General features: G+C 35.6%; 25 protein-coding genes. 7 read left to right on the top strand and 18 right to left on the bottom strand.

Annotated features, from left to right (window positions below; all coding sequences use genetic code 11):
- The first annotated feature begins 262 nt into the window (after window positions 1-262).
- Window positions 263-2071 (top strand): TonB-dependent receptor plug domain-containing protein, encoded by a 1809-nt coding sequence (locus tag MTQ00_RS04365; protein ID WP_273647877.1) that lies wholly within the window; start codon window positions 263-265, stop codon window positions 2069-2071.
- Between the two features lie 53 nt (window positions 2072-2124).
- Window positions 2125-2841 (top strand): DUF2490 domain-containing protein, encoded by a 717-nt coding sequence (locus MTQ00_RS04370; RefSeq protein ID WP_172283137.1) that lies wholly within the window; start codon window positions 2125-2127, stop codon window positions 2839-2841.
- On the opposite strand, the gene MTQ00_RS04375 is transcribed toward MTQ00_RS04370, so the two are convergent.
- From MTQ00_RS04375 to MTQ00_RS04420, 10 genes are all read right to left on the bottom strand, one after another.
- Complete coding sequence (locus MTQ00_RS04375) at window positions 2838-3284, bottom strand: phosphohydrolase (RefSeq protein ID WP_172283136.1); 447 nt, start codon at window positions 3282-3284, stop codon at window positions 2838-2840. The genes MTQ00_RS04370 and MTQ00_RS04375 overlap by 4 nt on opposite strands.
- Before the next feature lie 79 nt (window positions 3285-3363).
- Entirely contained in the window at window positions 3364-3699 is a 336-nt protein-coding gene (locus MTQ00_RS04380) for a YegP family protein (RefSeq protein WP_273647878.1), read from the bottom strand.
- A 112-nt stretch (window positions 3700-3811) separates the two neighbouring features.
- Window positions 3812-5602 (bottom strand): acyl-CoA dehydrogenase family protein, encoded by a 1791-nt coding sequence (locus tag MTQ00_RS04385; RefSeq protein ID WP_172283132.1) that lies wholly within the window; start codon window positions 5600-5602, stop codon window positions 3812-3814.
- Between the two features lie 109 nt (window positions 5603-5711).
- Window positions 5712-6890: a thiolase family protein gene (locus tag MTQ00_RS04390; protein ID WP_273647879.1), complete on the bottom strand. Its 1179-nt coding sequence runs from the start codon at window positions 6888-6890 to the stop codon at window positions 5712-5714.
- A gap of 49 nt (window positions 6891-6939) precedes the next feature.
- Window positions 6940-7293, bottom strand: coding sequence for a four helix bundle protein (locus MTQ00_RS04395; RefSeq protein WP_273647880.1), 354 nt, complete (start codon window positions 7291-7293; stop codon window positions 6940-6942).
- 39 nt (window positions 7294-7332) lie between these two features.
- Entirely contained in the window at window positions 7333-9738 is a 2406-nt protein-coding gene (locus MTQ00_RS04400; RefSeq protein ID WP_273647881.1) for a 3-hydroxyacyl-CoA dehydrogenase/enoyl-CoA hydratase family protein, read from the bottom strand.
- 62 nt (window positions 9739-9800) lie between these two features.
- On the bottom strand, window positions 9801-10250 hold the full coding sequence (locus MTQ00_RS04405) for a MarR family winged helix-turn-helix transcriptional regulator (protein WP_172283496.1): 450 nt from the start codon (window positions 10248-10250) through the stop codon (window positions 9801-9803).
- 164 nt (window positions 10251-10414) lie between these two features.
- Window positions 10415-11338, bottom strand: a complete 924-nt coding sequence (locus MTQ00_RS04410) for an ABC transporter ATP-binding protein (RefSeq protein ID WP_273647882.1) — start codon at window positions 11336-11338, stop codon at window positions 10415-10417.
- A gap of 345 nt (window positions 11339-11683) precedes the next feature.
- Complete coding sequence (locus tag MTQ00_RS04415) at window positions 11684-12655, bottom strand: iron ABC transporter permease (protein WP_273647883.1); 972 nt, start codon at window positions 12653-12655, stop codon at window positions 11684-11686.
- Between the two features lie 23 nt (window positions 12656-12678).
- Complete coding sequence (locus MTQ00_RS04420; protein WP_273647884.1) at window positions 12679-13245, bottom strand: TlpA family protein disulfide reductase; 567 nt, start codon at window positions 13243-13245, stop codon at window positions 12679-12681.
- 29 nt (window positions 13246-13274) lie between these two features.
- Between MTQ00_RS04420 and MTQ00_RS04425 the strand changes: the two genes are divergently transcribed.
- The gene (locus MTQ00_RS04425; RefSeq protein WP_273647885.1) at window positions 13275-14399 is read left to right on the top strand and encodes an iron-sulfur cluster-binding domain-containing protein; all 1125 of its coding nucleotides are present in this window, start codon (window positions 13275-13277) and stop codon (window positions 14397-14399) included.
- A complete protein-coding gene (locus MTQ00_RS04430) occupies window positions 14396-15013 on the top strand; it encodes a SanA/YdcF family protein (RefSeq protein WP_172283116.1) in 618 nt (205 codons plus the stop codon). Before MTQ00_RS04425 ends, MTQ00_RS04430 begins: the two co-directional genes overlap by 4 nt.
- On the opposite strand, the gene tamL is transcribed toward MTQ00_RS04430, so the two are convergent.
- The gene (gene tamL / locus MTQ00_RS04435) at window positions 15010-17622 is read right to left on the bottom strand and encodes a translocation and assembly module lipoprotein TamL (protein ID WP_172283114.1); all 2613 of its coding nucleotides are present in this window, start codon (window positions 17620-17622) and stop codon (window positions 15010-15012) included. The genes MTQ00_RS04430 and tamL overlap by 4 nt on opposite strands.
- Here tamL and MTQ00_RS04440 point away from each other — a divergent pair.
- Complete coding sequence (locus MTQ00_RS04440; RefSeq protein ID WP_273647886.1) at window positions 17608-18333, top strand: TrmH family RNA methyltransferase; 726 nt, start codon at window positions 17608-17610, stop codon at window positions 18331-18333. The two genes, tamL and MTQ00_RS04440, sit on opposite strands and share 15 nt — an antisense overlap.
- 78 nt (window positions 18334-18411) lie before the next feature.
- Here the strand turns inward: MTQ00_RS04440 and MTQ00_RS04445 are convergent, their stop codons facing one another.
- From MTQ00_RS04445 to porQ, 5 genes are all read right to left on the bottom strand, one after another.
- Entirely contained in the window at window positions 18412-18909 is a 498-nt protein-coding gene (locus tag MTQ00_RS04445; RefSeq protein WP_172283110.1) for a phosphoribosyl-ATP pyrophosphatase, read from the bottom strand.
- Window positions 18910-18912: 3 nt separating this feature from the next.
- On the bottom strand, window positions 18913-19221 hold the full coding sequence (locus tag MTQ00_RS04450) for a phage holin family protein (protein ID WP_172283108.1): 309 nt from the start codon (window positions 19219-19221) through the stop codon (window positions 18913-18915).
- Between the two features lie 82 nt (window positions 19222-19303).
- On the bottom strand, window positions 19304-19651 hold the full coding sequence (locus MTQ00_RS04455; protein ID WP_273647887.1) for a YtxH domain-containing protein: 348 nt from the start codon (window positions 19649-19651) through the stop codon (window positions 19304-19306).
- A gap of 96 nt (window positions 19652-19747) precedes the next feature.
- Window positions 19748-20422, bottom strand: coding sequence for a (d)CMP kinase (cmk, locus tag MTQ00_RS04460; protein ID WP_273647888.1), 675 nt, complete (start codon window positions 20420-20422; stop codon window positions 19748-19750).
- A 63-nt stretch (window positions 20423-20485) separates the two neighbouring features.
- Complete coding sequence (gene porQ, locus MTQ00_RS04465; RefSeq protein WP_172283105.1) at window positions 20486-21475, bottom strand: type IX secretion system protein PorQ; 990 nt, start codon at window positions 21473-21475, stop codon at window positions 20486-20488.
- 167 nt (window positions 21476-21642) lie between these two features.
- On the opposite strand from porQ, the gene pyrH reads away from it, so the two are divergent.
- Both pyrH and frr read left to right on the top strand, forming a co-directional pair.
- Window positions 21643-22350: a UMP kinase gene (gene pyrH, locus MTQ00_RS04470; RefSeq protein WP_172283104.1), complete on the top strand. Its 708-nt coding sequence runs from the start codon at window positions 21643-21645 to the stop codon at window positions 22348-22350.
- Window positions 22351-22462: 112 nt separating this feature from the next.
- Window positions 22463-23017: a ribosome recycling factor gene (frr, locus tag MTQ00_RS04475; protein WP_172283103.1), complete on the top strand. Its 555-nt coding sequence runs from the start codon at window positions 22463-22465 to the stop codon at window positions 23015-23017.
- A gap of 166 nt (window positions 23018-23183) precedes the next feature.
- Here the strand turns inward: frr and MTQ00_RS04480 are convergent, their stop codons facing one another.
- A complete protein-coding gene (locus MTQ00_RS04480; protein WP_273647889.1) occupies window positions 23184-24635 on the bottom strand; it encodes an LptF/LptG family permease in 1452 nt (483 codons plus the stop codon).
- 65 nt (window positions 24636-24700) lie between these two features.
- Window positions 24701-25348, bottom strand: coding sequence for a LolA family protein (locus tag MTQ00_RS04485; RefSeq protein WP_273647890.1), 648 nt, complete (start codon window positions 25346-25348; stop codon window positions 24701-24703).
- Window positions 25349-25369: the final 21 nt, after the last annotated feature.

Below are 25369 nucleotides of genomic sequence, written 5' to 3' on the forward strand. Positions count from 1 at the left end.
TTATGTTTTTTTAAGTTGCAGTATTGCTTCGTATTTTAAATTTATTTAACATTGCAGCGTATAAATGTATATAATAATGGTAAAGTTATTCAGAGACCTTGTTACACATTTAATGAGAAAAAGGTAATTACTTCCCCACACAAGATGCAGTCCACTGCATCTTTTTTTATTTATATCAATTAAAGTTTATGATAATAATCATTTGTAAGTGTTGTTCAAGTCGTCTAATTTTGGAAATCTTAAAAAAATCTTAAATTAAGGAATGAAAAAGCTGGGAGCCGTTTTTTTTCTGGGAGCTATTGTAATGGGACAAGCACAGGAAAAAGCATCAGATATTGAAACGATAGAAGTTCAGGGAAAATTTATAGCTACTCCCTATAAGAGTGCCAATCAGAATATTACCATAATTTCAAGAGAAGAGATCGCAAATGCTGCGGCCAAAAGTATTGATGAAATTCTTCAGATGGTTCCTGGAATGGATATCAGAAGAAGAGGGGCCAATGGTGTACAGAGTGATGTAGGATTTCGTGGAAGCTCATTTGAACAGGTCCTTATACTATTAAACGGGATTCGGATGAATGATTCACAAACGGGGCACAATTCTTTAAATATTCCGGTGGATCTGGAAGATGTTGAGCGCATAGAAATTATTAAAGGTCCAGCAGCACGTAGATTTGGCCAAAATGCCTATGCGGGTGTCATCAATATCATCACCAAAACAATTTTAGGTAAAAAGGTAAAAATAAGTGCGGAAGGCGGAGATTATGAGACCTATGGTTTCGGGTTGAATGCCCAATTGGGAAATGAAAAGTTTTCCAACTCCCTGCAAGCTAATTCATCCACTTCCCAAGGATATATGCATAATACGGATTATGAAATACGGAATGTGTTTTACCAGAGCAAATTAGGGATTAGAAATGGAGATATAAGGCTTCAGGCAGGTTTTTCAGAAAAGAAATTCGGAGCCAATGGATTTTATTCATCACCGAAGGCTACAGAGCAGTATGAGGAGATGCAGGCTTCCATTATCAGTTTAGCCCACCAGCAAACTTTTGGGAAACTGAAACTTAATTCTAATGTATATTGGAGAAGGGGACAGGATATGTATTTATATAACAGGCAAAATCCTGCTCTGTACAGGAACATGCATATCGGAAATAATGTTGGAGGAGAAGTTAATTCAAGTTATACATGGGGATTGGGAACGACAGGGGTTGGTGTCGAACTGAGAAAAGAGTTTCTGGTGAGTAATAACCTTGGAGACAGAAACCGTTTTGTCACCCAGGTACTCTTTGAACATCACTTTTCATTGCTGGACAAAAAACTAAATATCAGTCCCGGAATTTCCTGGGCTAATTACTCCAAGGAAGGAAATTTCTTCTATCCAGGGCTGGATGTAGGTTATAATTTTGATTCAAACAACAAGGTCTATGCGAATGTGGCAAGAGTACACAGGGTGCCAACATTTACAGATCTGTATTATATAAGTAAAACAGAGCAGGGAAACCCTGGTCTTTTGCCTGAGAATGCTGTTTCATCAGAAGTGGGATATCAATATCAGAATAAAATATTACTGGCAAAAATCAGTGGTTTTATGCGCAGTTCAAAGAATTCTATCGATTGGGTAAAGAAATCCTTGGAGGACCCTGTATGGTATGCTCAAAATGTAGGAGAAATTGATACGAAAGGAGTTGAGATAGAATTTAATCACAGATTATTCCCTTGGATAAAATATTCTTTGGGGTATACGTACCTGGATACCGAATTTAAACAGTCTAATGATTTTGTTTCAAGATATGTTCTCGATAATCTGAAACATCAGTTGGTTGCCAAACTTGAGACAAGTTTCCTGCAACATTTCACTAATGAATTAGTATACCGTTATAATGACAGAGTGAATCTTGGCAGCTATAATTTATTGGACGAAAAAATTAGTTTCGTTAAAAAGGATTTCTCAGTCTATGTTCTGATTAATAATGTTACGAATACGAAATATACCGAAACCTTTGGTGTTCAGATGCCTAACAGATGGTTTCATATAGGATTTACCTACAATATTAATATTAAGTAAAGTTAATATTAACGAGTGGTTAATTAATTTTATTTTTGCAAAAATTTTTTCAGATGAAACTTTTCTTAGGTTTAAGTTTGCTATGTAGCATGGCATTTATAAAGGCACAAGAGCATATTTCAAGCTTTAATGCTGTAACCCTCACCTATAAATTTCATCCAAAATTTTTCTTGTATGCAGAAGGTCAGCTTCGAGGAAATGAAGATTATACTTATCCCGATTATTACGAAATAAAAGGAGGGCTGGGATATAATCTCACAAAAAACCACAAGCCGTTTATAGGCCTTGGAAGATATGTGAACTATAAATCCCAGAGCTTAAGCAGGGAGGAATTCAGGGTATGGCTCCAGGACGTTATCGACGTTAAGAAAGGGATTGTAAAATTTGAGAATCGTCTTCGCGCGGAAAAGAGCTGGTTTTACGAACCTAAAACAGATAAAACATCTCAAAGGATGCGTTATCGTTACCGTTTGAATGTAAGCGTACCTCTTAATGCGAAAACAATCGAAAAAGGAACTGTATTTGCCAATGCTTATGACGAAGTATTTTTTGTAAGCCCTATGAAACCTACATTTGCCCGAAACAGGGTTTACGGTGGATTCGGTTATCAGATTGACGAATATTTCGGTGTTTTATGTGGTTACCTCTGGCAAAGAGAATTCGATGCAACCGGAAACAAAAACCTTCATTTTATTTACTTAGCCCTGAACATTAATATCGATGGCACCGATCACCATACAAAAACTTATGAATTCCCGGGAGCGGATTAATATTTTTCGATGAGATAATGATATGCCTTAAGGTATTTATTAAATCTTTTAATGTCTTTAGGAGTAAGTTCCCTGTTTACTCTTCGTAAATCCATATTATCCCGCAGATCGTTTAATTTGACAGCTACAGCAAGGGGAGATCTTTCGGTTCGTTTTATGAAATCGTCATAATCCTCTTCGGGATCGAACTTGGTAAGGCAACTAATGGCAAACAGGATATATTCCGGAAAGCCCTCATTTCGTAAAAAATCAAGACTAAACTCAGAAGGGTGATCTTCTACGACATCATGCAATACCCCTACGATTTTTTCATCCATTGTTTTTCCGTACTCCATAACACGCATTACATGGGCAATATAGGGTGCATGGTATTTATCGGTCTGCCCTTTATGCGCTTTATCAGCAATCTTTATGGCTCTGTGTAAAAGTTCTTCTTTAGTCATTTTTTTTGAAAAGATTCTGTGCAAAAATAGAAAATGCCTTAAATAAATAAGACATTTCTTTTAATTATTTTAAAATATTTTATCCCTGTGTTTCGTCTTCAACAGATGCAATGGGAGCGTTGTTTTTTACTGATTCTATGCCGTTCTCCATACCATTTTCAGATTCATACATCTGGCTGGTTCCAATAATCTGGCCATTCCCTGCTTTTAGATTAAAATAAGACTTTTCATTAGAAGAAGTTTTTCTTTCAAATTTAGAGTCGTCTCTAGAATTGATTCTCACGGATTCTATGCCGTTTTCACATCCTGATTTGGAGCTGTATCCCTGGCTTGTTAAGATTACCTGGCCGTTTCCTGCTTTCAGGTTGAATTGATAATCCCCGTTTGTTCTTGTAGAAATAATAAATTTTCCCATAATTTATTTGTTTTATGATGATGTTTCGGTTATTTAAAAGTAACAAAAATTTATAAAACAAAAAAGCACTTCAAAGTGAAGTGCTTTAACATCAAATTTATTTTAGAAAAGACTAATAATGTCCTTTTTCAATATAGTGTGCTGCAACTTTTTCAGTAAGAGCAACTATATTAGGATGATTAGTATATTTTGTAAATCTTCTTAATCCGGAAAGCATCATTCTTTGCTCATCTCCCTCAGCAAAAGAAACAATTCCTTCTTTAGCAGCAACGATGATTTTCTCAACTGCTTTGTAAAGGTTAAGCTGAGCCATAGCTGCTTCTACAGAATCAGGAGTAAAGTGTTTTTCAGCTCTTAAGATTGCAGATTCTGCCATGTAGATCTGATTAAGGATTTCTGAAGCATTTAGCAATAAGTGTTGCTGCTTTTCAATATCCATCATATATTTTTGAAGGGCAGCTCCTGAAACCATTAAGAATACTTTTTTAAGGTTTGCAATAATCGCTTTCTCCTCACTCATAAAGGCAGAATAATCCGGCACCTCAAATGAAGGGATACCCATTAATTCTTTACTGATTGCCATAGCAGGAGATAACAGGTCTAATTCACCCTTCATCGCTCTCTTGATCAGCATTCCTACTGCAAGTAGTCTGTTGATCTCATTGGTACCTTCATAGATTCTTGAAATCCTTGAATCTCTCCAAGCTGCCTCCATAGGAGTTTCCTCCGAGAATCCCATACCTCCGTATACCTGAATTCCTTCGTCAGCTGTATGTTGCGCCAGGTCAGATACGAAAACTTTAAGAATTGAACACTCTACAGCAAATTCTTCAACACCCTTTAATTCTGCAGCCTGATGATCTAATCCTCCCGCTACCAGTTCATCAATCTTATCCTGAATATCTTTAGCCGCTCTGTACGAACCTGCCTCACTTACAAAAATTCCTGTTGCCATCTCAGCAAGCTTCTTTCTGATCGCTCCGAAAGTTGAAATAGAAACGCCAAACTGTTTTCTTTCGTTAGCATACTGGATAGAGTGGTTGGTAATTCTTCTCTGGGCATCAAGACAAGCTGCAGCTAATTTGATACGACCAACGTTCAATGCGTTCAAAGCAATTTTAAATCCGTTGTTTCTTTCTCCCAAAAGGTTTTCAACAGGAATTTTCATATCGTTAAAGAAAACCTGACGGGTAGAGGATGCACGGATCCCTAATTTATGTTCCTCTTCTCCGAAAGTTAAGCTTTCAGGATTTTCAAGTTCAGAACGGTTGATTACAAAGCCTGTAATATTTTTATCATCATCGATCTTTGCAAACAGAGTGAAAGTATCGGCAAATCCAGCATTGGAAATCCACATCTTTTGTCCGTTGATGATATAATGTTTACCATCCTCAGATAATTTAGCTCTTGTTTTTCCTGAGTTGGCATCAGAACCTGCATCCGGCTCTGTTAAACAATAGGCTCCAAACTTAGTTCCTGTAGCCAGATCCGGAAGATATTTTTTCTTTTGCTCTTCTGTACCGTAAAGAACAATTGGTAATGTTCCGATTCCGGTGTGCGCTCCGTATGCCGTAGCTAATGAACCGGTAACTCCCGAAATATAATCGCAGGCAAGCATGGTTGTTACAAAGCCCATTCCCAGTCCTCCATATTCTTCAGGAACAGCAATTCCAAGCATACCCATTTCACCAAGCTTACGCATTGTCTCTTCTGTAAATGCATAATCTTTCTTTTCGAAACGTTCCTTTTGCGGAACTACTTCTCTGTCAATAAATTCTTTCGCAGAATCACGAAGCATTTTTTGTTCCTCATTAAGTTCTTCAATAGAGAAGATCTCATTAGCAGGAATTTCTTTAATTAAAAACTCACCGCCTTTTCGTGTTTTATTAAGTGTATCACTCATTGTTTTTTATTTTTTTAGATTAATTATTTGTATTAAAGTATTCATGTAATATGTATTTATGAAGTTTCCTTCATCATGAATACTTTTTACGTCAATACATCAATACATTTTATAGAAGTTCAAAAATACTTGCTGCTCCCTGTCCTGTTCCTACGCACATTGAAACCATACCGTATTTATTTCCGCGTTTTCTCATTTCATCCAGAAGCTGTACAGTAAGCTTTGTTCCGGTACATCCAAGAGGGTGCCCCAGAGCGATTGCTCCTCCGTTTACATTAAGGATATCAGGGTTTAGACCTAATTCTTTTTTGATGGCAACTGACTGGGAAGCGAAAGCTTCATTTAATTCAATTAATTCGATGTCTTTTAATTCAAGGCCTGCTTGTTTTAGTGCTTTTGGAATAGCATAGATAGGTCCCATTCCCATGATTCTAGGCTCAAGTCCTGCAGCAGCATAGGCAACAAGCCTTGCTTCCGGCTGTAAACCTAACTCTTTTACCATTTCCTCACTCATAACCATTACGAAAGCAGCTCCATCACTCATCTGAGAAGAGTTTCCGGCTGTTACGCTTCCTCCGTTGGCGAATACAGGTCTTAGTTTAGCCAAACCTTCTAAAGAAGTATCTTTTCTTGGTCCTTCATCAACAGAAAAATCAAACTTTTTGGTTTGCATCTTCTGGTTTTCATCCAGGAAATTATATTCTACAGGAAGGGGAACAATCTGATTGGTAAACTTACCTTCAGCATTAGCCTTTAAAGCTTTCATATGAGATTCAAAAGCGAACTGATCCTGTTCTTCTCTTGTGATCTTATATTGTTTTGCCACTTCTTCCGCAGTATAACCCATTCCCCAATAATAGTCAGGGTTTGTTTTGGCAATATCAGTTTCCGGAACCGGCTTGTATCCTCCCATAGGAATATAAGACATTGATTCAGTACCACCGGCAATAATACAATCCGCCATTCCGGCCTGAATTTTAGCTGAAGCAATAGCAATTGCCTCACTTCCTGATGCACAATATCTGTTTACAGTTACACCTGGAACTTTATCCGTATTCAATCCCATCAAAGAGATCAGACGGGCTACGTTTAAGCCCTGCTCAGCTTCAGGCATTGCATTTCCTACGATAAGGTCATCAATCCTGTTTTTATCCAATTGCGGAAGCTCAGCCATTAATTTTTCAATTACTGTAGCCGCCATTACATCCGGACGTGTAAAGCGAAGGGAACCTTTAGGCGCTTTACCCACCGCTGTCCTGTATCCTTTTACTATATATGCTTGTTTCATTTTTTTGTATTTAAGTATTAATGTAAAATGTATTAATGATCTAAAATGTTTAAGTATTAAATTTTTGCTTCAATTTGGCCAGCATATTTTGAATATGTTTAGTTTCTGAATAAATAATATCAAAATCATCATTTTTGAAAAACCCCAAATCATTAGCGATTAATATTTGTGTTTCGAATTCAAAGGATGATCCTAAGGCAATATTCAGGAAATGTGAAAACTGAGCATCTGTATCACGACCCGCACCTTCAGCAATATTTGAAGAAATTGAATAAAGACTTCTTCTTGATTGAGAGGTAAGTCCGAATATTTCATCTTTTGGAAAATCAAGCGTGGCCAGGTAAAAAATTTTACAAAGTTTCATTGATTTTGTCCAAACTTCTAGGTCTCTGAAATTGTGCATCGTTAATACATTAATACTTTTTACATTTTACAGAAAATTCTAATTCCTAAGTGGTTTTCCATTCTGCAACATGTACTGTATTCTTTCCAGGGTTTTTCTTTCTCCGCAAAGTTGAAGGAAAGTTTCTCTTTCAAGATTCAACAGGTATTGTTCGGTTACAACAGTTGGTTCGGAAAGATTTCCACCTACCATTACATTGGCCAGTTTATCTGCGATCTTCTTGTCGTGTTCAGAAATAAAGTTTCCGGTTAACATCTGGTCTGTTCCTACATAGAACATTCCCAATGCATCTTTTCCTAAAACTTTTACGCTTTGTTCAATAGGTTGTGTGTATCCTTGCTCTGCTAATAATTTTGCAATCTTTTTAGCCTCTGCAATTTGTCTGTTTTTACTTACGGAAACAATATCTTTTCCTTTTTCAAGGATTCCCATATCATAAGCTTCGTAGGCTGAAGTTGCTACTTTACCCATGGCAATGTTCATGAAAGCTTCGCGTAACCTGTTATTTTTCACATCATCGGTGTGAAATTCTCTTGAAGTTCTTAAAGTTAATTCTTTAGTACCACCACCACCAGGAATTACACCAACTCCGGTTTCTACCAGGCCGATATAAGTTTCCGCAGCAGCAACTACACGGTCAGCGTGCATGGTCATTTCGCAGCCGCCACCAAGAGTCATTCCATGAGGAGCCACTACGACAGGAATTGAAGAATAACGAACTCTCATCATTGATTTCTGGAAATAGGCTATAGCCATATTCAGATCATCCCAGTCCTGTTCAATAGCCATCATAAGGATCATAGCTAAATTGGCACCTACCGAGAAGTTGGTCCCCTGGTTACCGATTACAAGACCATCGTATTCTTTTTCAGCTAAGTCGATCGCACGGTTAAGTCCGTCAAGAACTTCTCCGCCAAGAGAGTTCATCTTGGAGCGGATCTCAAAATTGATAATTCCGTCTCCCAGGTCTTCAATAGCTGAGCCTGAATTGCTCCAAAGCGTTTTATTCTTTCTGATATTATCTAAAATAATGAAGGCATCCTGACCCGGGATATTGTTGTAATTTCCTGAGTTTTTGTCATAATAGATACTTTGACCTTCATCATTAACTTTATAGAATGTTTGTCCTTTTTCCGCCAATTCTTTAGCCCAATCAGAAACCTCATAGCCTGCATCTTTCGCAAGTTCAATACCTTTTTGAATACCTACGGCATCCCAGATCTCAAACGGACCGTTTTCCCATCCGAAACCAGCTCTCATGGCATCATCAATTTTATAGATGTCATCAGAAATTTCCGGGACTTTATGAGATACGTAAGCGAATAACGCACCCAAAGATTTTCTGTATAATTCTCCTGCTTTATCTTTTCCGCCGATTAAAACCTTGAATCTGTCGATAGGTTTATCAATGGTTTTAGTAAGCTCAAGGGTAGGGAAAGATGATTTTCCCTGAAGTTCATATTCTAAAGTATCCAGATTTAATCCGTGAATTTCAGATTTTCCATCCGCATTCTTCACTTTCTTGTAAAATCCTTGCTGTGTTTTAGAGCCTAACCATTTATTATCCATCATTTTCTGGATATAATTGGGAAGCGCAAACACATCATTAAAGTCATTGGCTTCTGAACCACTTTGGCGTACACCGTTAGCTACCATAACCAGAGTATCCAAACCTACCACATCTGCTGTTCTGAAGGTTGCTGATTTTGGACGGCCGATCACCGGTCCTGTTAATTTATCTACATCGGAAACGGTAAGACCTAACTTCTGTACATTATGTAAAAGGTCCATCATGGAAAATACCCCGATTCTATTGGCAATGAATGCCGGTGTATCTTTTGCCAAAACGGTAGTTTTACCCAAGAACTTAGCTCCGTAGTTCATATAGAAATCAACGATCTTGGGATCTGTATCATTGGTTGGGATAATCTCCAAAAGAGGAAGATAACGTACCGGGTTGAAGAAGTGGGTTCCTGCGAAATACTTCTTGAAGTCATCGCTTCTTCCTTCCGTTAATAAGTGGATAGGAATTCCCGATGTATTAGAAGAAATTAAAGTTCCTGGTTTTCTGAATTGTTCAATCTTTTCATAGACAGATTTTTTGATGTCCAGTCTTTCAACGACCACTTCAATAATCCAGTCTGTATTTTTTATTTTCTGTAAATCATCATCAAAATTTCCTACTTTGATTCTATCTGCAAATTTTGGAGAATAGAGTAGTGCAGGACTCGCTTTTTTAAGTTTTTCAAAGTTCTCTGCAGCAATTCTGTTTCTTACTGCTTTATCATCTTTGGTCAAACCTTTTTTTTGTTCTGCTTCAGTCAATTCAAAGGGAACAATATCTAAAAGCAAAACTTCCACACCAATATTGGCGAAGTGAGCTGCGATACCGCTTCCCATGATTCCTGAACCAAGAACCGTAACGTGTTTGATTCTTCTTTTCATCTGTAAACTATTTATTATTTATTTTTATTGGGTCAGACGTAACCTTTCGGTTGTATGTTAATTTATTTTCTGTTATTCAGATCGTTGGCAATTTTCATTATTTCATTCATTACTTCCTTAAAAATTTCCATTTTTTCCGGAGCAATTTTATCCATGACCCTTTTGTTGAAACTTAAGACCACTTCTTTTGAAAGATTTCTTGAGTTTAGCCCTTTGTCTGTAAGTTTTATGATAACCTCTCTTTTGTCGGTAGTGGTTTTCTCCTTATAGATATAGCCGTTATCTTCTAGAAGTTTTATAATTCTTGTAAGAGAAGTAGGCTCAATGGCCATCTTGGGTCCCAAATTTGTGCTTCTTGTCCCTTCTTTAGGATCTATTTTAAGAAGCGTGAGCGCCTGAACGGCTGTAGAATCGTGCTCCTGGGCAAGTTCTGTGAACATTTTGGATACAGCAAGCCAGGTTTGTTTTAGAACCAGATCTACATTTTCTATTTTTTCTTTGTTGTTATCCATCATTTTTGGTAATAGGTTTTTATCAAATTTAGTAAATATTATGCATGCATAGTATTTATTAACGTTAAAATTTGTTAACAATCTGATAGTAAATCGATTAAATTGTATGATTAGCATAATACTATGCATGCATAGTATGTGAAATAAATAATAAAAAGTACGTATTAATGAATGTTTCTGATGGAATCAATGATTTCTTCGAATGATTCACATTGATGTTTTGTGTTATGGTAATAAATTACCCAAAACTTGTTTTGAAACTCAAATTTAAAAGATGAGAGGTCTTTTTGAAAGTTTTTTTGAAGCAGTGAATACAGCATCTCCTTATAAATCGGAGGAGCAGAAATTTCCGGTGCTACAAAACTTTCGTTAACCTGAAATAAAGAAACGTTGGTCAGTTCATCATGTTGGAGGAGGATATCTTCAACAATCCCTGAATACAAATGATTGTCTTTTACGTACCATATCTTATCAGCAAATTCTTTTGCCAGCCGCCAGTCATGGGAAGAAAAAAGGATAAGTTTGTTTTGTTCCTTTGCCAGCCTGCGTAATGTTTTAAGGATGATAATCTTATTTTTTTCATCAAGATGAGTGGTAGGCTCATCTAGAATAATAATAGGGGAGTTTTGTGTTAAAGCACGTCCAATAAATGCTTTCTGAAGATTTCCATCAGAGAGATTTTTCAGGAGTATATCCTTATACTGATTCAAATTCAGTTCACTGATGATATGTGAAACTTCATCTCTGTCCTCTTTTTTTAATTCAAAATAATATGGATAATAAATATATTTTCCTAACGAAATAAGATCTTCCACCGTATAGTTTTGTGGAATAACCGCCTTAGAAAAAACAATGGCAATATTCTCGGCAATTTCTTTAACAGACAGTTTCTTTATATTCTTACCATTTATTAAAATTTCTCCTTGTAATAGTGGTATCTGATGTAAAATTGATTTAATCAGAGTGGTTTTTCCTACACCATTGTTTCCAATCAACAAGCATACGTCTCCTAAATTCAAGTGGGTATTAGTATTTGAAATCAGGGTGGTATTATAACCAATATGGGCTTGTTTGATTTGTAGATGCATTTTGAATTTTAATTCGTTAAATAGATCATTATTAAAAAGAGGATAACTGGCGTGATGCTAAAGATTAAATATAAAAATTTATTTTCTTTTACTTTGCATAAACTATAAATTGCCAAAGACAAAGAACCGATGAAGCATATTGGTAATGTAACCATAAAGTAGTGAAGGTGCCCCACTGAATATATCCAATGCAATTCTTTATCAAATCTCAATGTTTTAGAATATTTTAAAAAGGTAATGCCAGAAATAAATAGAAAGATGTTTATGACTATTAATCGTTTTAGTGACATTTTGTGTTTTTTATAATACTTTGTTTACATTTTTCCAAAATAATAGCGAAATTATTTAAATCTTATTCTGCTTCAAAAGCATCACAAGGATAACGGGGATTCCAAAAATAGAACTTATCACATTCAACGGAATTTGACTTTTCTCTGCAATAATTGAAAACAGTAACATCATCAGCATTCCCAGCATCATATTCAAGATCCACTGCTGCCATAGTTTTGCAGGATTGTAAATAAGTCTGCAAAAATGAGGAACAATAATGCCTATAAACAAAATAGGCCCCAAAAATGCCGTTATAGATGCTGATAGGAGCGAAGCGGCTATGATGATGAACAGCTTTAAATGATGCAAGTTTACTCCAAGGCTCTGTGCATAGGAGCTTCCCAAGGAATTTCCAATTAATGGTTTAATGGTTTTAAAAGACATATATAAGCCGACAATGACCAAAACAGATAATACAAGGATCTGGTTTCTGGTGACCATATTATTTGCGCCGAAAGACCATAGGATATAATTTTTCAGACTTTGATTTTCTGCATACAACTGAAGTAAAGAAACAATTGCTCCGGCCAGTGCGGAAACTAAAAACCCGAAGATAATAAGATAAGATTTGTCCTGGAATTTCTTAGAAATGGATAAAAGTACGATCATCAGGAAGAAACTGCCGATAATCGCTGATAAGCTCAGGAAACTGTTCTGGAGATAATCCGGAAGCAGAATATCATGAGAAAAGAAAATATAAAATGAAACAGATAAACTAGCTACGGAAGTGATACCTAATATATCCGGCCCTGCTAATGGATTCTGGAAGTATTCCTGCATCAGAAACCCTGAAGTGGGAATAGAAATTCCGGCTAAAAGCATTACCAAAACCCTGTTGATACGAATATCTGCAATCTGGCCGTTGGCTGAGCTATAAAAAAAATCCTTTAGGTTTAAACTTAAAAATCCTGTATTCAGATTAATAACAGCAGCTAGAATAATGGCGATTATAAATAAAAAACACAGGATTTTGAATTTTTTTGACATTTTCAGAAGTGATTCTGTACAATTTATTTTAAGAATGAATCGATCTTAGAGTTTAAAAGTTCTTCATTCATCATTCCAAGATATTCGTCAGTTTTTGCTCCTTTTCTCATATAAGTAAAAGGGATAGAACCACCGTCCCATTTTTTAAAATTTTTCGGAAAGAAATTCTCATCAAGCTTTTGGCCATCCAGTAAGATTATGTTTTTTGCAAGATCATTTTTTTCTGCAAAATCTTTAACTGCAGTACTCCAATCAGATTTTTTATCCAGATTAACAAAAGTAAACTTTACAGGTTTTCCTTTTAGTTCTTCCATTTTTTTTCTGAAATGTGGAATTTCCTGAATACATGGCCCACACCAAGTGGCAAAGAAATTAGTAACATACAGTGTGTCATTATTTTTTGCCAGATAGTCTCCAATGTTTTCGGGAGAAATTTCTTTTGAAATATAAGCTGTGTGATCAGCAGAAGTAGTATTTTCTGCAACAGCTACTGAATCCTGGGATATCCCTTTGTCATCAATTTTTGAACTTTCTTTTTTACAACTGGTCAGCGCAAATATAACTAGGGTTGATAAAATGATCTTCTTCATAATTATTTTAGTATTTTTGATTTTGAAGTATGGAACAACAAATCTATAAAGGGAAACTTACAACGTTTCATTGGTTAAAAATAGCGAAAAAGGAAGAACTGACCAAAAATACTTTCTCCCTGGAATTTGAGATTCCCGGGAATTTACAGAAGAATTTTGAATTTGAAGCGGGTCAGTTTGTCAGTATTAAATTTCAGTACCATGGAAAAGATATCATCAATGATTATTCAATGACATCGGCTCCTTACGAGAAAAAAATTAGCCTGGGCATAAAAGTAAATTCTCCTGTAGGAGCAACAGCAGAACTGTTTAAAAATTATAAGGTTGGAGATGAACTATTGGTAAGTGAACCGGGAGGTCGATTTACTTTAATATCTAAACCCAGTGAGTTCAGAACGATAGTCGGTTTTGCTGCAGGAATCGGGATAACCCCTGTGTTAAGCCATTTCAAAAATATTCTTCATAATGAGCCCAGAACGCGACTGTTTTTGTTTTTCGGAAATAAAAATTCTGACGAATTAATCTACCGGGATCTTTTGGATAATCTGGCCAGAACTTATGGGGACAGATTACAGATATTTTATTTCTTTTCGCAGGAAAAAACACCGGATCAGCTTTTTTATGGAAGGCTAGATGCGAAAAAGTTAAACCTTATTATCAATCAGATTTTGCACCTTGATGATACAGACGAAGAATCCACCATCTGGGATGCAGTAGATGAAGTTCTGATCTGTGGAAAAGGGGAGATGATAAAAACACTGGCCAATGCCTGCTACCATCATGGAATCCCGAAAAAAAATATTCATTTTGAACTTTTTGAAGAGTTTAATGATGATATTTACCCTATAGAAAAAGAGTTTCCGTTGATTGAAAATGTGGAAATCGACTTTAAAATATTGGGAAAAGACTACAGTACCCATCTTCCGGATAACAAGGATAAAATTCTGCAGCAATTGCTGGTTCAGAAATTTCCTGTTCCTTATTCCTGTAAATCTGGAATTTGCGGAAGTTGTGAATGTTATTTGGAAGAAGGAGAAGTTGAATTACTAGAGAATGAATATTTAACGGAAAAAGAAGAGTTGCAAGGGAAAATATTAGCATGCATGTCTATAGCAAAAACAAAGAAAATAAAGCTTAACTTTGATCTCATTTGAGAGCTGTAAAAAACATATTCAATCTTATTCTCACATCAATAGAAATTGGAATTCTAGTGATATGTTTGGCTAATGCCTGGGTTTTTGCCCTTACTAATGGGAGGACCTATACCAAAATATCAAAGATACCACCTCGTGAGGTCGCTCTGGTTTTAGGTACTTCACCTAAGATGAGATCCGGACTATCCAATCCTTATTTTACGAAAAGAATGGATGCTACTGCTTTATTGTATCATCATGGGAAAATCCGTAAAATAATTGTAAGCGGTGAAAAAAGCAAAGGTTATAATGAACCGGCTGCGATGAAAAATTATCTTGTTTATCAGGAAGGAGTTCCTGAAGAAATCATTATTGAAGATCCGAAAGGCTTCAACACATATAAGAGTATTTTACGTTGTAAGGATGTGTACAAAAAAAGTAATGTTATTATAGTATCTCAGGGATTTCATAACCTTCGGGCCCTATTTTTCGCAAGAAACAATAATATGAATGCACTGGGATTTGATGCACAGGATGTAAATAAACCTGAAAGCTACTACAGAAATCAGTTCAGGGAGATTTTCGCAAGAATGATCGCTGTAGTCTATTTCCTGTTGGGAATTTCTCCTGATTAGAAAGGATATCCAAACGCTACATTCAATGTAGGTTTAAAAGGCTGGAAATCTTTGAATCTCCATCGGTCACCAGTAGGTTTATTAGGATCATAGATTTTATATGCAAAATCAAGCCTTAAAGTGATGTATGCAATATTTACCCTTAATCCGAATCCACTACCGATACCCACCTGGCCTAAAAATTTATTGAATTTAAACTCATCGCCGTATCCATCATTATAATCCCTGAGACTCCAGGTATTCCCAATATCGGTAAACAGCGCCCCTTCATACATATCGTTGAAAGGGAGACGATATTCAATATTTGTAGTAAGCTTTAAATTATCTGTCATATAAGTACGAACTCTTTCATCAATCTGAGAGTCAGCAGGACCTAAGCCTCCAAAAGCAACCCACGCCCGGATATCATTGGATCCTCCGTTGAAATAAGACCTGATAACCGGCATCGATGAAGAGTTTCCGTAAGGTATTCCTACTCCTACGAACTGACGAAGTACTAAAGTCTGATTCCCGTTAAACTTAAAGTACTTTCTTACGTCAATATCAAATTTTACAAACTGTGCATAAGGCACTCCAAAAATTGTTCTTTGAGGACTTGTGATTACACCTCCGCCATCATTTCGTTTTTGATTAAAAATGCTTAATATATTACCAGCCAACTCTACCTTTCCATTAAAGTAGAAAGCGTTAGGATAATCCTTCTTACCGATTTCGTTATACACATAATTATAGATCATGGACGAAATCAGAACATCCTGGGTTTGCCTGTCTTTATTGACAAGAATTCCTGTAAATGCAGTAAAAAGATCCGCACCTGCCTGATCTAAAGAATTACGGTAGGCATTATCAGTGACAATCTGTTGAGATACTTCATCTACTGAAAGCTGTCCGGATAAAAGCTTGGCTTTCGTTGCTGCACCTTGCGGGCTGTTTTGAAAGTAATTCTCAAATATTTCATCTTTTAGATCACGATCGTTTGTAAAGTAATCATAATAAGCCGATTTATTCTTTGTTAAACTTAACTGTGTATTAAAAAGGGTCAGCCTATGGGATACTTTATCATTAACCGTAGCGAGATAATTAAGGCCGGTATTGAAGTTAACTCTTCCTAAACCGATATTATTTTGTACAGTAGCCCCCAGAACAATTGATGATGTAGGGCTGTATCTTTTAGGAATCAATTTATAATAGTCAAAAGGTAGTAAAAGTCTTGGGAAATTCAGGGAAGCCTGTGCTGATAATTCATAGGCTAATATACGCTGACTGATATCTTTAGTGCTTCTGATAGAACCAAAAGTACCAGCCAGACTTGTTGAAAGGTTTTCTGCCCCTCTAAAAACATTTCTGGTAGTAAGGTCTATGGAGGGAGAAATCCCAAGATTTAATAACTGCGAATAATTGATATCCGTTCCTACTTTTAATTCATATTTCGGAAGCGGTTTAAGTATATATAATACATCAATAATACTATCATTCGGAGAGCCTTCACCTCCGTGTCTTAAGGAATCTTTTGCTTTCAGAATGCTAAAGTTATTCATAGATAGGAGATTCCTTTTGGTAAGGTCAAGCTTTTTCTGATCATAAATCTGTTTGTTTCCAACTATGATATTTCTCCATACGGAACGGGTTGTATATTTATTATCAACCTTATGGAACCGTATTCCTCTTAAGCTGTCTTTGGTTGTATTTTTACGGTATTCTGATGCTTCATTAACGATGGCTACGTCTATATTACCAATAGTTGCCCTTTTATAAGGAGTATCAATGGAATCTTTATGAATTTCAAGGGTCAGAGGAACCTGTTTTCTGCTTTTTAGTGAATCGGCGACAAAATAAATTTCATCATTGGCACTATTGAATCTGTAATACCCATAATCCCTCATGATTTCATTAAGTCTGGTAACTTCTTTTTCAAGAACCGTTTGATCAAGTACCTGTCCGGATCTGATGAGGGTTCCGTTAATTTTCTGCTGGTAAAGATTATGGAGAACCGGATCCGGAATATTGTAATAATATTCTTTAATATAAGTAGGATCATTATGTGTAATGAAATACGTAACAGCCGCTTTTTTTGCTGCAGAATCTATTTTGGTTTTAAACTTTACTTCTGCATCCCAGTACCCTTTGTAAGTAAGTCGTTTTTCAATGGATTCGGCTCCTTTTTCCACTTTTGTTTGATCCAGGATAACAGGAGGTGAACCCCAGTTGTGGTATAACCTGTCTAATAAAAGGCTTTTTCCCACACTACTTTTCATATTGTATTTAATGAAGAGCGAATCCCTGAGCTTTTGCGTTCGCATTTCGCTAGGGTAGGTCATGTATTCATTAAGAATAGTGTCATATTTAGGATTGGCGGCGTTGTATAATAATAAGCCTAAAGGCATAAAAAGGAATTGCTTCTTATTGGGTTTTTGCTGAACATAACCCTTTAGCTCTCCATCAAATGGTTCTTTTTTATCAGTAAAAGTGAATGTATTCTTCGTAAGCAAATATTCGCCATCGGGAACTTTCTTTGTGGTGCTACAAGCATAAAGAAGAGTAACAAATGTTGCAAATGATATAATTTTATAATATTTTTGAGGAGAATTCTTATAATGCTTACAGCTCATACAATAAAAATTTTACAGTCTTTAGATAAAAAGAAGTTCCGACAAAAATACAATTTGTTTTTGGTTGAGGGTAATAAAATCATTTGTGAACTTCCCAATTCTAACTTTAAAATTAAAGAAATATTATCTACAGATCCAGAGAAAATTAAATTTTCTGACGTTCCTATTATCCATATATCTGAAAATGAGCTAAAAAAGATCAGTTTTCTTAAAACACCTAAAGATTCCGTTGCCGTTTGCTATATGAATTCTGATAAAAAGATGGCAGACCCGGATATACAGATTGTATTGGATGGGATTCAGGATCCCGGAAATCTGGGAACTATAATCCGTTTAGCCGATTGGTTTGGGATAGAACAAATTATTTGCAGTGAAGATACAGTGGATTTTTATAATCCCAAAGTGATTCAGGCAAGTATGGGATCTTTTACAAGAGTGAACATGGTGTACTGTAATCTTACCGATTATCTTTCGAATACGGAGAATGTTAATATAGGAACCGATATGGAGGGAGAAAATATATACCAATTCGAGAAGCCTAAGAAACTAAACCTGATTTTAGGAAATGAAGGAAATGGAATGCGACCGGAAACGGAAAAGTTGCTTCATAAAAGTATTAGTATTCCTAGGTTTGGTACATCTCAGTCAACGGAAAGTCTTAATGTATCTATGGCAGCCGGAATTATATTGGGACAATTGTTTTCTAAATAGATTCCAAAAGTCAGAGGTTAGCTGGATTAAATTTTAAAGATAACCTTTAGCTAACTTCTAACCTCTGGTTTGTTATTTTTATATTAATTGCTCCATGCTGGACACACTTTTATTTTTCTGATAACTTTCAAGCTTTTTTCTGACAAATTTTAATGCAATTGGCGCAAGATAAATCATAGCCACACCAAGCAGTTTCTTTTTCCAATTAGAACTACGCATATTTTTCTTTGCATAGTTTCCAACAAGAGCAGTAGCACCTAACCTGATGATACCATCCAGTGCATTACCCTTGAGCGCTGAGCTTGCAATACCCATTGCTGTATTTTTGCTGATAAACATATCTTTCACCTCAGAAGTAAGCTGTTTAGCAATCACATCCTTTCTCAGGACTATTTTTTCATCACCGTCTTCATCTACTTTTTCCTGAAGATATTGATCCGTTAAACCATTGGTAAATGCGCTTAAACTTTCTTTTGTATTCTTGAATGTAAGAAGGTTTTCCAAATCATCAAGTTCTGCCTTCAGTAACTTCTTCTTTATTCTTAATTCTTTCAGACTTTCATAGTTTCTGCTCATAGTTTAATGATTTAAAAATTTAATAACCTGGTCCGCTACGGTATTTACAATTCTCTTTTTAAACAGAACAACAAGAATCATTATCAATAAGTAAAATGCAGCTACAATAAGGAATCCGTAGGAGTAGTTGTCCAACGCTTTACCGATAAGAAATGCAATTCCAAAGTTGAAAAGAATAATAAAAAAAGCAAAAGCAACAAGCAATACGACCAGATAGGTAATCATACCTGCGGAGAGTGATGACTTTTCGGTAGCTTCTATTTTAAGTAGATCTATTCTCTTAGATGCATATTCTTTAAGAGTTTCTATCATCTGTTTTTCTTTAAAGTTACAAAAAAAGGAACTTTAATGCAAAAAGTCCCTTTCATAATTTAAAAATTAATTGAAATTATTACTATTTAAGATCGTTTAATTCTGCTTCTACATCTTTTACTACATCTGTAGTTTTAGAAACAATCTGATCTTTATATTTATCATATCCATCTTTTACGGTATGAGCAACACTGTTTGCTGTTTCTTTAAAAGTAGAAGATATATTGGCATACTGATCTTTTACTCTTTCAGAAACTTCTCCGTATTTTGTTTTAGCCTGATCTTTAAGATCGTTAGCTTTTGTTTTAATCTTTTTTCTCGTTTCTTTTCCTTCTTCCGGCGCATAAAGCATTCCAAGTACTACACCTGCTGCTGCTCCAGCTAGAAGTCCCGCTAATATACCTGCTGTATTGTTTCCTTTTCTAGACATTTTTCGTTTTTTTTAATAGTTAAATAATATTAGTTTTTACTTTGTTAAATATTACAATTAATATACCAAATGAGCCTATGGTCCTATTAAAAATTGTTAAATCTTTTGGATATAAGACAGTATGGCTTCGATGGTTTCTTCTTTAGAAAGTTCGGTATTGTCAATAACAATGGCATCTTCAGCTTGTCTTAACGGAGCGATTTCTCTTTCACTGTCAATTTTGTCTCTTTCGATAAGATTTTCTTTTACCTGCTGCTCGTTTGCTTCGATATTTAAACTCAAAAGCTCGTTGTATCTTCTTTTGGTTCTTTCATCGATGCTTGCCGTAAGGAAGAACTTAAAATCAGCATTGGGAAGAACTACCGTCCCGATATCACGGCCGTCCATTATAATACCTCCTTTTTCGGCAAGGGAACGCTGGGATTGTAATAAGAAATCCCTTACTTCCTTTTGTTTAGCTACAAGGCTTACATTGTCAGAAACTTCATTAGTTCGGATCTCCTTTGAGATATCATTATGGTTCAGATAAAGAACCAGTTCACCTTCATCATTTTTAAATTCAAGCTGGATCTGATCTAATAATGAGAAAAGTCGATTAAGGTCAATAGAACCTTTTTCGTCCTTACAATTTTGCAGGGCAAACCAGGTAACTCCTCTATAAAGCGCTCCGGTATCCAGGTGAATAAGTCCTAATTTATCGGCAATGACCTTTGATATTGAACTTTTTCCGGTAGAGGAGTATCCATCGATAGCTATTACAGGTTTTTTCATACTGCAAAGTTCAAGATTTTTTTTAAAAAATCAAGGAAATGGAAAATTAAATATTGAAAAAGTTTAATAGCGATGCCCGCTAAGGTCCATAGATATTCCTATTTGATTCACATTGGAAGAGTTATGGTATCTTACATGAGCGTAATCTACACGGAATCTTGAAATTTTAATTCCAAATCCTCCTGATAGTCCAGAGAAATTTCTTTGGTCAGCTACAGCCAGTTCATTTCCTCTTTTCACATTATATCCTAATCTGATATTAAAGTTTTTTTCCGGAAATAATTCTGCTCCAATAGAAAAGTGATCTGCAATTTTTCTTCCCACATTCACTTCCTGACCGTCTACGTTAAACGGAGATGAAATATCGAATTGTTGTAAATCATGGGCCGTAATTGTAATGGCAAGTGGAATAGCCTTTAAGATTCTCGTATATCCCAGATCAATACGAAACGGAAGGTTCTCACGGGTGCCATTAAAAGATTTGAACTGATATCCGAAATTTCTTGCGACAAGAGAGAGAACTTCTTTGTTTTTTTTATTATGGTAAGTAATTCCGGCAGTTCCTGAAATAGCAGAAGAAGTATAGGTATCTATTTTTGAAGTAATAAAATTAATACCTCCTCCAATGGTCCAGTCTTCTTCAAACTGATAGGCGTAACCAGCTCCGATGGCAACATCGGATGCGTTGAATTGTCCGTTTTCAAAACCACTTTCATCAGTCCTTGGAATATCACCATAACTCATATATCTGGCGTTGATTGTAGCCATGTGGCCATTATCAAAATCTTTAGCAAAAGCAATCGTTCCGTATTTGGAATCCGCAAGATATGCTGCTCCGTTCACAGAAAGTTGTTTGTCTGAATCTTTATTAAGTAAGGCCGGATTTGCTATAGCAAAGGAAACATCATAATCTCTTATAGTAATTGCATCGCCACCTAATGCAGCCTGTCTGGCAGATACGGGAATGTTTAAGAAAGGATAAACATTTGTTCCCGTTTGTGCATAAGAAACAATTCCTGACAGAAATAATGAAAGAATGATAATTTTCTTCAATTCAATTTATAATTATTGCAAAAATAATCCTTTTTTGTAGTTGTCAAAATATTTCTAACATTATTTACAGCTAAATATTTTTCTTTTTTCAATATTTTTAATGATTATATTTGCAAAATCAAATTTCAGGGATATAAACCCTATTTAAAATTTATTAAAAATTAAAGATGAAATATAAAAGAATCCTTCTAAAACTTAGTGGTGAAGCCTTAATGGGGAACAGACAATATGGTATTGACAATGACAGACTTCAGGAATATGCTGTTGAAATAAGAAAAGTAGTAGATAAAGGTTGTGAAGTTGCCATTGTAATTGGAGGAGGAAATATATTCCGTGGAGTAGCAGGTGCTGCAAAGGGAATGGACAGAGTTCAGGGCGATTATATGGGTATGCTTGCAACAGTGATTAATGGAATGGCTTTGCAAGGTGCTTTGGAAGACGCCGGTATTAAAACCAGACTTCAATCTGCTATAGAAATGGACAAGGTAGCTGAACCATTCATTAAAAGACGTGCAGTAAGACATTTGGAAAAAGGAAGAGTGGTTATTTTCGGAGCAGGAACCGGAAACCCTTATTTTACAACTGATACTGCAGCTACATTAAGAGCCATTGAAATTGGTGCTGATGTTATTTTAAAAGGAACAAGGGTAGATGGAATTTATGACAGTGATCCTGAAAAAAATGCGGACGCTGTAAAATATAATTCTTTATCTTTCGATGAAGTTTTCGAAAAGAATCTTAAAGTAATGGATATGACTGCATTTACTTTAAGTCACGAAAATAAACTTCCTATCATCGTATTCGACATGAATAAAGAGGGGAATTTAGTAAAGATTGTAGACGGAGAAAACGTTGGTACTTTAGTGGATTTATAGTCAGTAAAGTAAATAGATAAAGAGATTTAAAAATTATTTATTGTTGATCCCATACCACTGAGGTAAAGATCATCGTTTATAAATGTGTAATTTATCAAATTTTAAATATATAATGGAAGAATTAGATCTAATAGTAGAGTCTGTAAAACAGGACATGGAAGCGGCTATTAAGCACCTTGAACATGTATTTCAAAGAATTAGAGCCGGACGTGCTTCTACTTCAATGGTTCAGGATGTGATGGTTGAATATTACGGAGCTCCAACTCCGATCAACCAGGTTGCTAATGTTTCGGTTCCTGATGCAATGACGATTTCTATTCAACCTTGGGACAGAACAGCAATCAATGCTATTGAAAAAGCTATTATTAATTCAAACTTAGGTTTTGCACCTTCTAACAACGGGGAGAATATTATTTTGAATGTTCCGCCTTTAACAGAAGAGAGAAGAAGAGATCTGGCAAAACAAGCTAAAGGAGAAACCGAACAGACAAAGATTGTCGTAAGAAATGCAAGACAGGACGGTTTGAAAGAACTTAAAAAACTTGAAGGTGTTTCTGAAGACGTTATTAAAGGCGTTGAAGAGGATATCCAGGCACTTACTGATAAGTATGTGAAAGCTTGTGATGACCACCTTAAAACAAAAGAAGCTGAAATTATGAAAGTGTAACTTTCGCTTTAGAACATATACTAAAACAGGCCTCATTATGAGGCCTGTTTTTTTATTGTCAATAAGGCTGAAGGTGTTTCTAATATCTAAAAATAAAATTGTTAGAATGATTTGGAAACGGGAGCCTTTCCCTTTTAAAAAACGCTCCGGAATCCGGAGCGTTTTGTTATTGATATCTTTTATGTTCTTTGTTTTTAGAAAACCTTTTGGTAATAGGTTTGAGAAATGCCTTGTATTTTTCAGCGTCAAAGAGTTGCGAATCCGTTAATGCTTTATAGGTCATAATCACTCCGAACGGGAACAGTATAATATTAGGGAGCCATGCTGCCAGATATGGATTTAATGTTCCTGCCCAGGCAAGGTTTTCCATTCCCACATTAATCACATAGAAAATAATAAATATAACAATGGCAATAATTACGGGAACTCCCATTCCTCCTTTTCTGATGATGGAACCTAAACTGGCACCGATAAGGAAGAATATGATACAGGTAAATGAATAGGAGAGTATTCTTTGCTGATAAATAACAACTTTACTGAAATACTTAACATTGGGTTTGAAATCATTGGCTTTACCGTTTAGTGTGGTTTTCAGATTATCCAATCTCGTATAGGCATTGTAGATAATCTCCATCTTCCTGTTTCCTTTTACCGTATCCAGTTTTAGTTGTTGTTTAACCGGAGCTTTGGATTTATTGTTTTTATCCATATAGCTGACTGTGGAGTTGGTCTGATTCAAAACATCGTCCGTGACGGTGGAAAAGAATCTTTCGTTGTCTTTTTTATTAAGATCAATAGTTTTATTAAGCTGATTGAATGTCTGAAAACGGTAATCATCCGTGATCTGCTCTTCTTCGATTGCTTTATTAATGAGCTCGCTAATATCAAAATGCGAAACAAGAGTATCAAATTTAATCGCCTGATCCGGTTGCTTTAATCTTACATTTTCACCTTTCCCTGCAAAATTATCTTCAAATACATAGCCCTTATAAAGCTCAAGTTTTAAGTAATGGTTGTTAGCTGCGGGAATAAATTTCCCTTTTTCAGCGACAATAGACTGCTGGTTTTCGAATGTGCTAGCTTTTCTGTGAACAAAAACACCTTCAATACTATTGTCTTCGTGGATTTTATCAAACTTCACCATATAACCGGGTATCTGATCAATAAACTGCCCTGGAGTAAAGTTAAGAGCGGGTTTTGTCTGAGCAATATTGAAAAGCATATTTTTCGCTTTTCTTTGAAAATCCGGGATAATATTATTAGAGAAAAAGAACAGCATTATAGATAATATGGTGGTGACCCCAAAAAGAGGAACCATAACCCTGGTTAATGAGATTCCGGCGGCTTTCATAGCTGCAAGCTCGTACCGCTCCCCAAATTCACCAAAAGACATAATACTTGCTAAAAGGATCGTAAGAGGCAAAACCATACTGATAACACTTACCCCTAAATAAAAAAGGAGCTTAATAATTTGCCAGTAGCTTAATCCCTTTCCCATAAACTGCCCTAACTGAACCCAGATAATGTTTACAATAAATATGAAAAACAATACACTGAATATAAAGAAAAATGGTCCGAAAAAGGTTTTTATGATATATCGGTCTAGTATTTTTAACATTCGCCAAAATTAATGAAAAAGCCACAAAGTTTACTTTGTGACTTTATAAATTATTACTTTTTTAATTACAATTCTGTAATAACGTAATTTTTAAATTTATTCTTATCGAAAACAAACATGTTAGGATCTAATTCCTGGTTCTCCTTGTATTCTTTTATTGCAATTACTGCAACATCTTTGTTGCTTCCATGCTGTTCAAGTTTCACCATTTGTTTCTTAGCTGAGTCTACAAACAGATAAACATAGCTTAATCCATTAGGCTTAACCGGAGTAAGCTTGATCAGATCAGCACTTACACCATTGACCACTTTCTTTCCTCCATAAACTACATTGTAATCATTTCTGTAGGTAGAAAGGTAATTGATAGGGGAGAACATAGTACTGCTTCCGTTAGGTTTGGCAATCGTTACTTCCATGTCGTCAGCATTAATATTGTAGATCTTGCTACCATCGAAAATCTGTTCTGTATCCATGATTTTCAATTTATATTTATCACCTGATGAGTAATAGATTCCAGGCTCTGTTTTAGCAACCTTGCCATTGACACCGCTTCCAAAAGAAAATTTAAAATAGGTATTCTTTTTAGAATTATAATTGGAGGTGATATCATCCAATATCTTTTTAGCTTTTGCATCTATTTTCTGTGCATTGGATAATCCAACAGCTCCTACCACAAATCCTCCTAATATAATTTTCGAAACTATGTTTTTCATTTTTTTATTTTAATATTCTTT

The sequence above is a fragment of the Chryseobacterium sp. B21-037 genome, from assembly GCF_028570785.1.
Lineage (GTDB): Bacteria > Bacteroidota > Bacteroidia > Flavobacteriales > Weeksellaceae > Chryseobacterium > Chryseobacterium proteolyticum.

Coding starts and splice junctions, on each gene's coding strand:
- frr (WP_172283103.1), top strand. CDS start 22,463: ATGGAAGAATTAGATCTAATAGTAGAGTCTGTAAAACAGGACATGGAA.
- tamL (WP_172283114.1), bottom strand. CDS start 17,622: ATGAGCTGTAAGCATTATAAGAATTCTCCTCAAAAATATTATAAAATT.
- MTQ00_RS04420 (WP_273647884.1), bottom strand. CDS start 13,245: ATGAAGAAGATCATTTTATCAACCCTAGTTATATTTGCGCTGACCAGT.
- MTQ00_RS04410 (WP_273647882.1), bottom strand. CDS start 11,338: ATGCATCTACAAATCAAACAAGCCCATATTGGTTATAATACCACCCTG.
- MTQ00_RS04405 (WP_172283496.1), bottom strand. CDS start 10,250: ATGGATAACAACAAAGAAAAAATAGAAAATGTAGATCTGGTTCTAAAA.
- MTQ00_RS04400 (WP_273647881.1), bottom strand. CDS start 9,738: ATGAAAAGAAGAATCAAACACGTTACGGTTCTTGGTTCAGGAATCATG.
- cmk (WP_273647888.1), bottom strand. CDS start 20,422: ATGAAAAAACCTGTAATAGCTATCGATGGATACTCCTCTACCGGAAAA.
- MTQ00_RS04370 (WP_172283137.1), top strand. CDS start 2,125: ATGAAACTTTTCTTAGGTTTAAGTTTGCTATGTAGCATGGCATTTATA.
- MTQ00_RS04385 (WP_172283132.1), bottom strand. CDS start 5,602: ATGAGTGATACACTTAATAAAACACGAAAAGGCGGTGAGTTTTTAATT.
- MTQ00_RS04365 (WP_273647877.1), top strand. CDS start 263: ATGAAAAAGCTGGGAGCCGTTTTTTTTCTGGGAGCTATTGTAATGGGA.
- MTQ00_RS04380 (WP_273647878.1), bottom strand. CDS start 3,699: ATGGGAAAATTTATTATTTCTACAAGAACAAACGGGGATTATCAATTC.
- MTQ00_RS04455 (WP_273647887.1), bottom strand. CDS start 19,651: ATGTCTAGAAAAGGAAACAATACAGCAGGTATATTAGCGGGACTTCTA.
- MTQ00_RS04415 (WP_273647883.1), bottom strand. CDS start 12,655: ATGTCAAAAAAATTCAAAATCCTGTGTTTTTTATTTATAATCGCCATT.
- MTQ00_RS04485 (WP_273647890.1), bottom strand. CDS start 25,348: ATGAAAAACATAGTTTCGAAAATTATATTAGGAGGATTTGTGGTAGGA.
- MTQ00_RS04450 (WP_172283108.1), bottom strand. CDS start 19,221: ATGATAGAAACTCTTAAAGAATATGCATCTAAGAGAATAGATCTACTT.
- MTQ00_RS04390 (WP_273647879.1), bottom strand. CDS start 6,890: ATGAAACAAGCATATATAGTAAAAGGATACAGGACAGCGGTGGGTAAA.
- pyrH (WP_172283104.1), top strand. CDS start 21,643: ATGAAATATAAAAGAATCCTTCTAAAACTTAGTGGTGAAGCCTTAATG.
- MTQ00_RS04440 (WP_273647886.1), top strand. CDS start 17,608: ATGCTTACAGCTCATACAATAAAAATTTTACAGTCTTTAGATAAAAAG.
- MTQ00_RS04395 (WP_273647880.1), bottom strand. CDS start 7,293: ATGCACAATTTCAGAGACCTAGAAGTTTGGACAAAATCAATGAAACTT.
- MTQ00_RS04375 (WP_172283136.1), bottom strand. CDS start 3,284: ATGACTAAAGAAGAACTTTTACACAGAGCCATAAAGATTGCTGATAAA.
- MTQ00_RS04425 (WP_273647885.1), top strand. CDS start 13,275: ATGGAACAACAAATCTATAAAGGGAAACTTACAACGTTTCATTGGTTA.
- MTQ00_RS04480 (WP_273647889.1), bottom strand. CDS start 24,635: ATGTTAAAAATACTAGACCGATATATCATAAAAACCTTTTTCGGACCA.
- MTQ00_RS04445 (WP_172283110.1), bottom strand. CDS start 18,909: ATGAGCAGAAACTATGAAAGTCTGAAAGAATTAAGAATAAAGAAGAAG.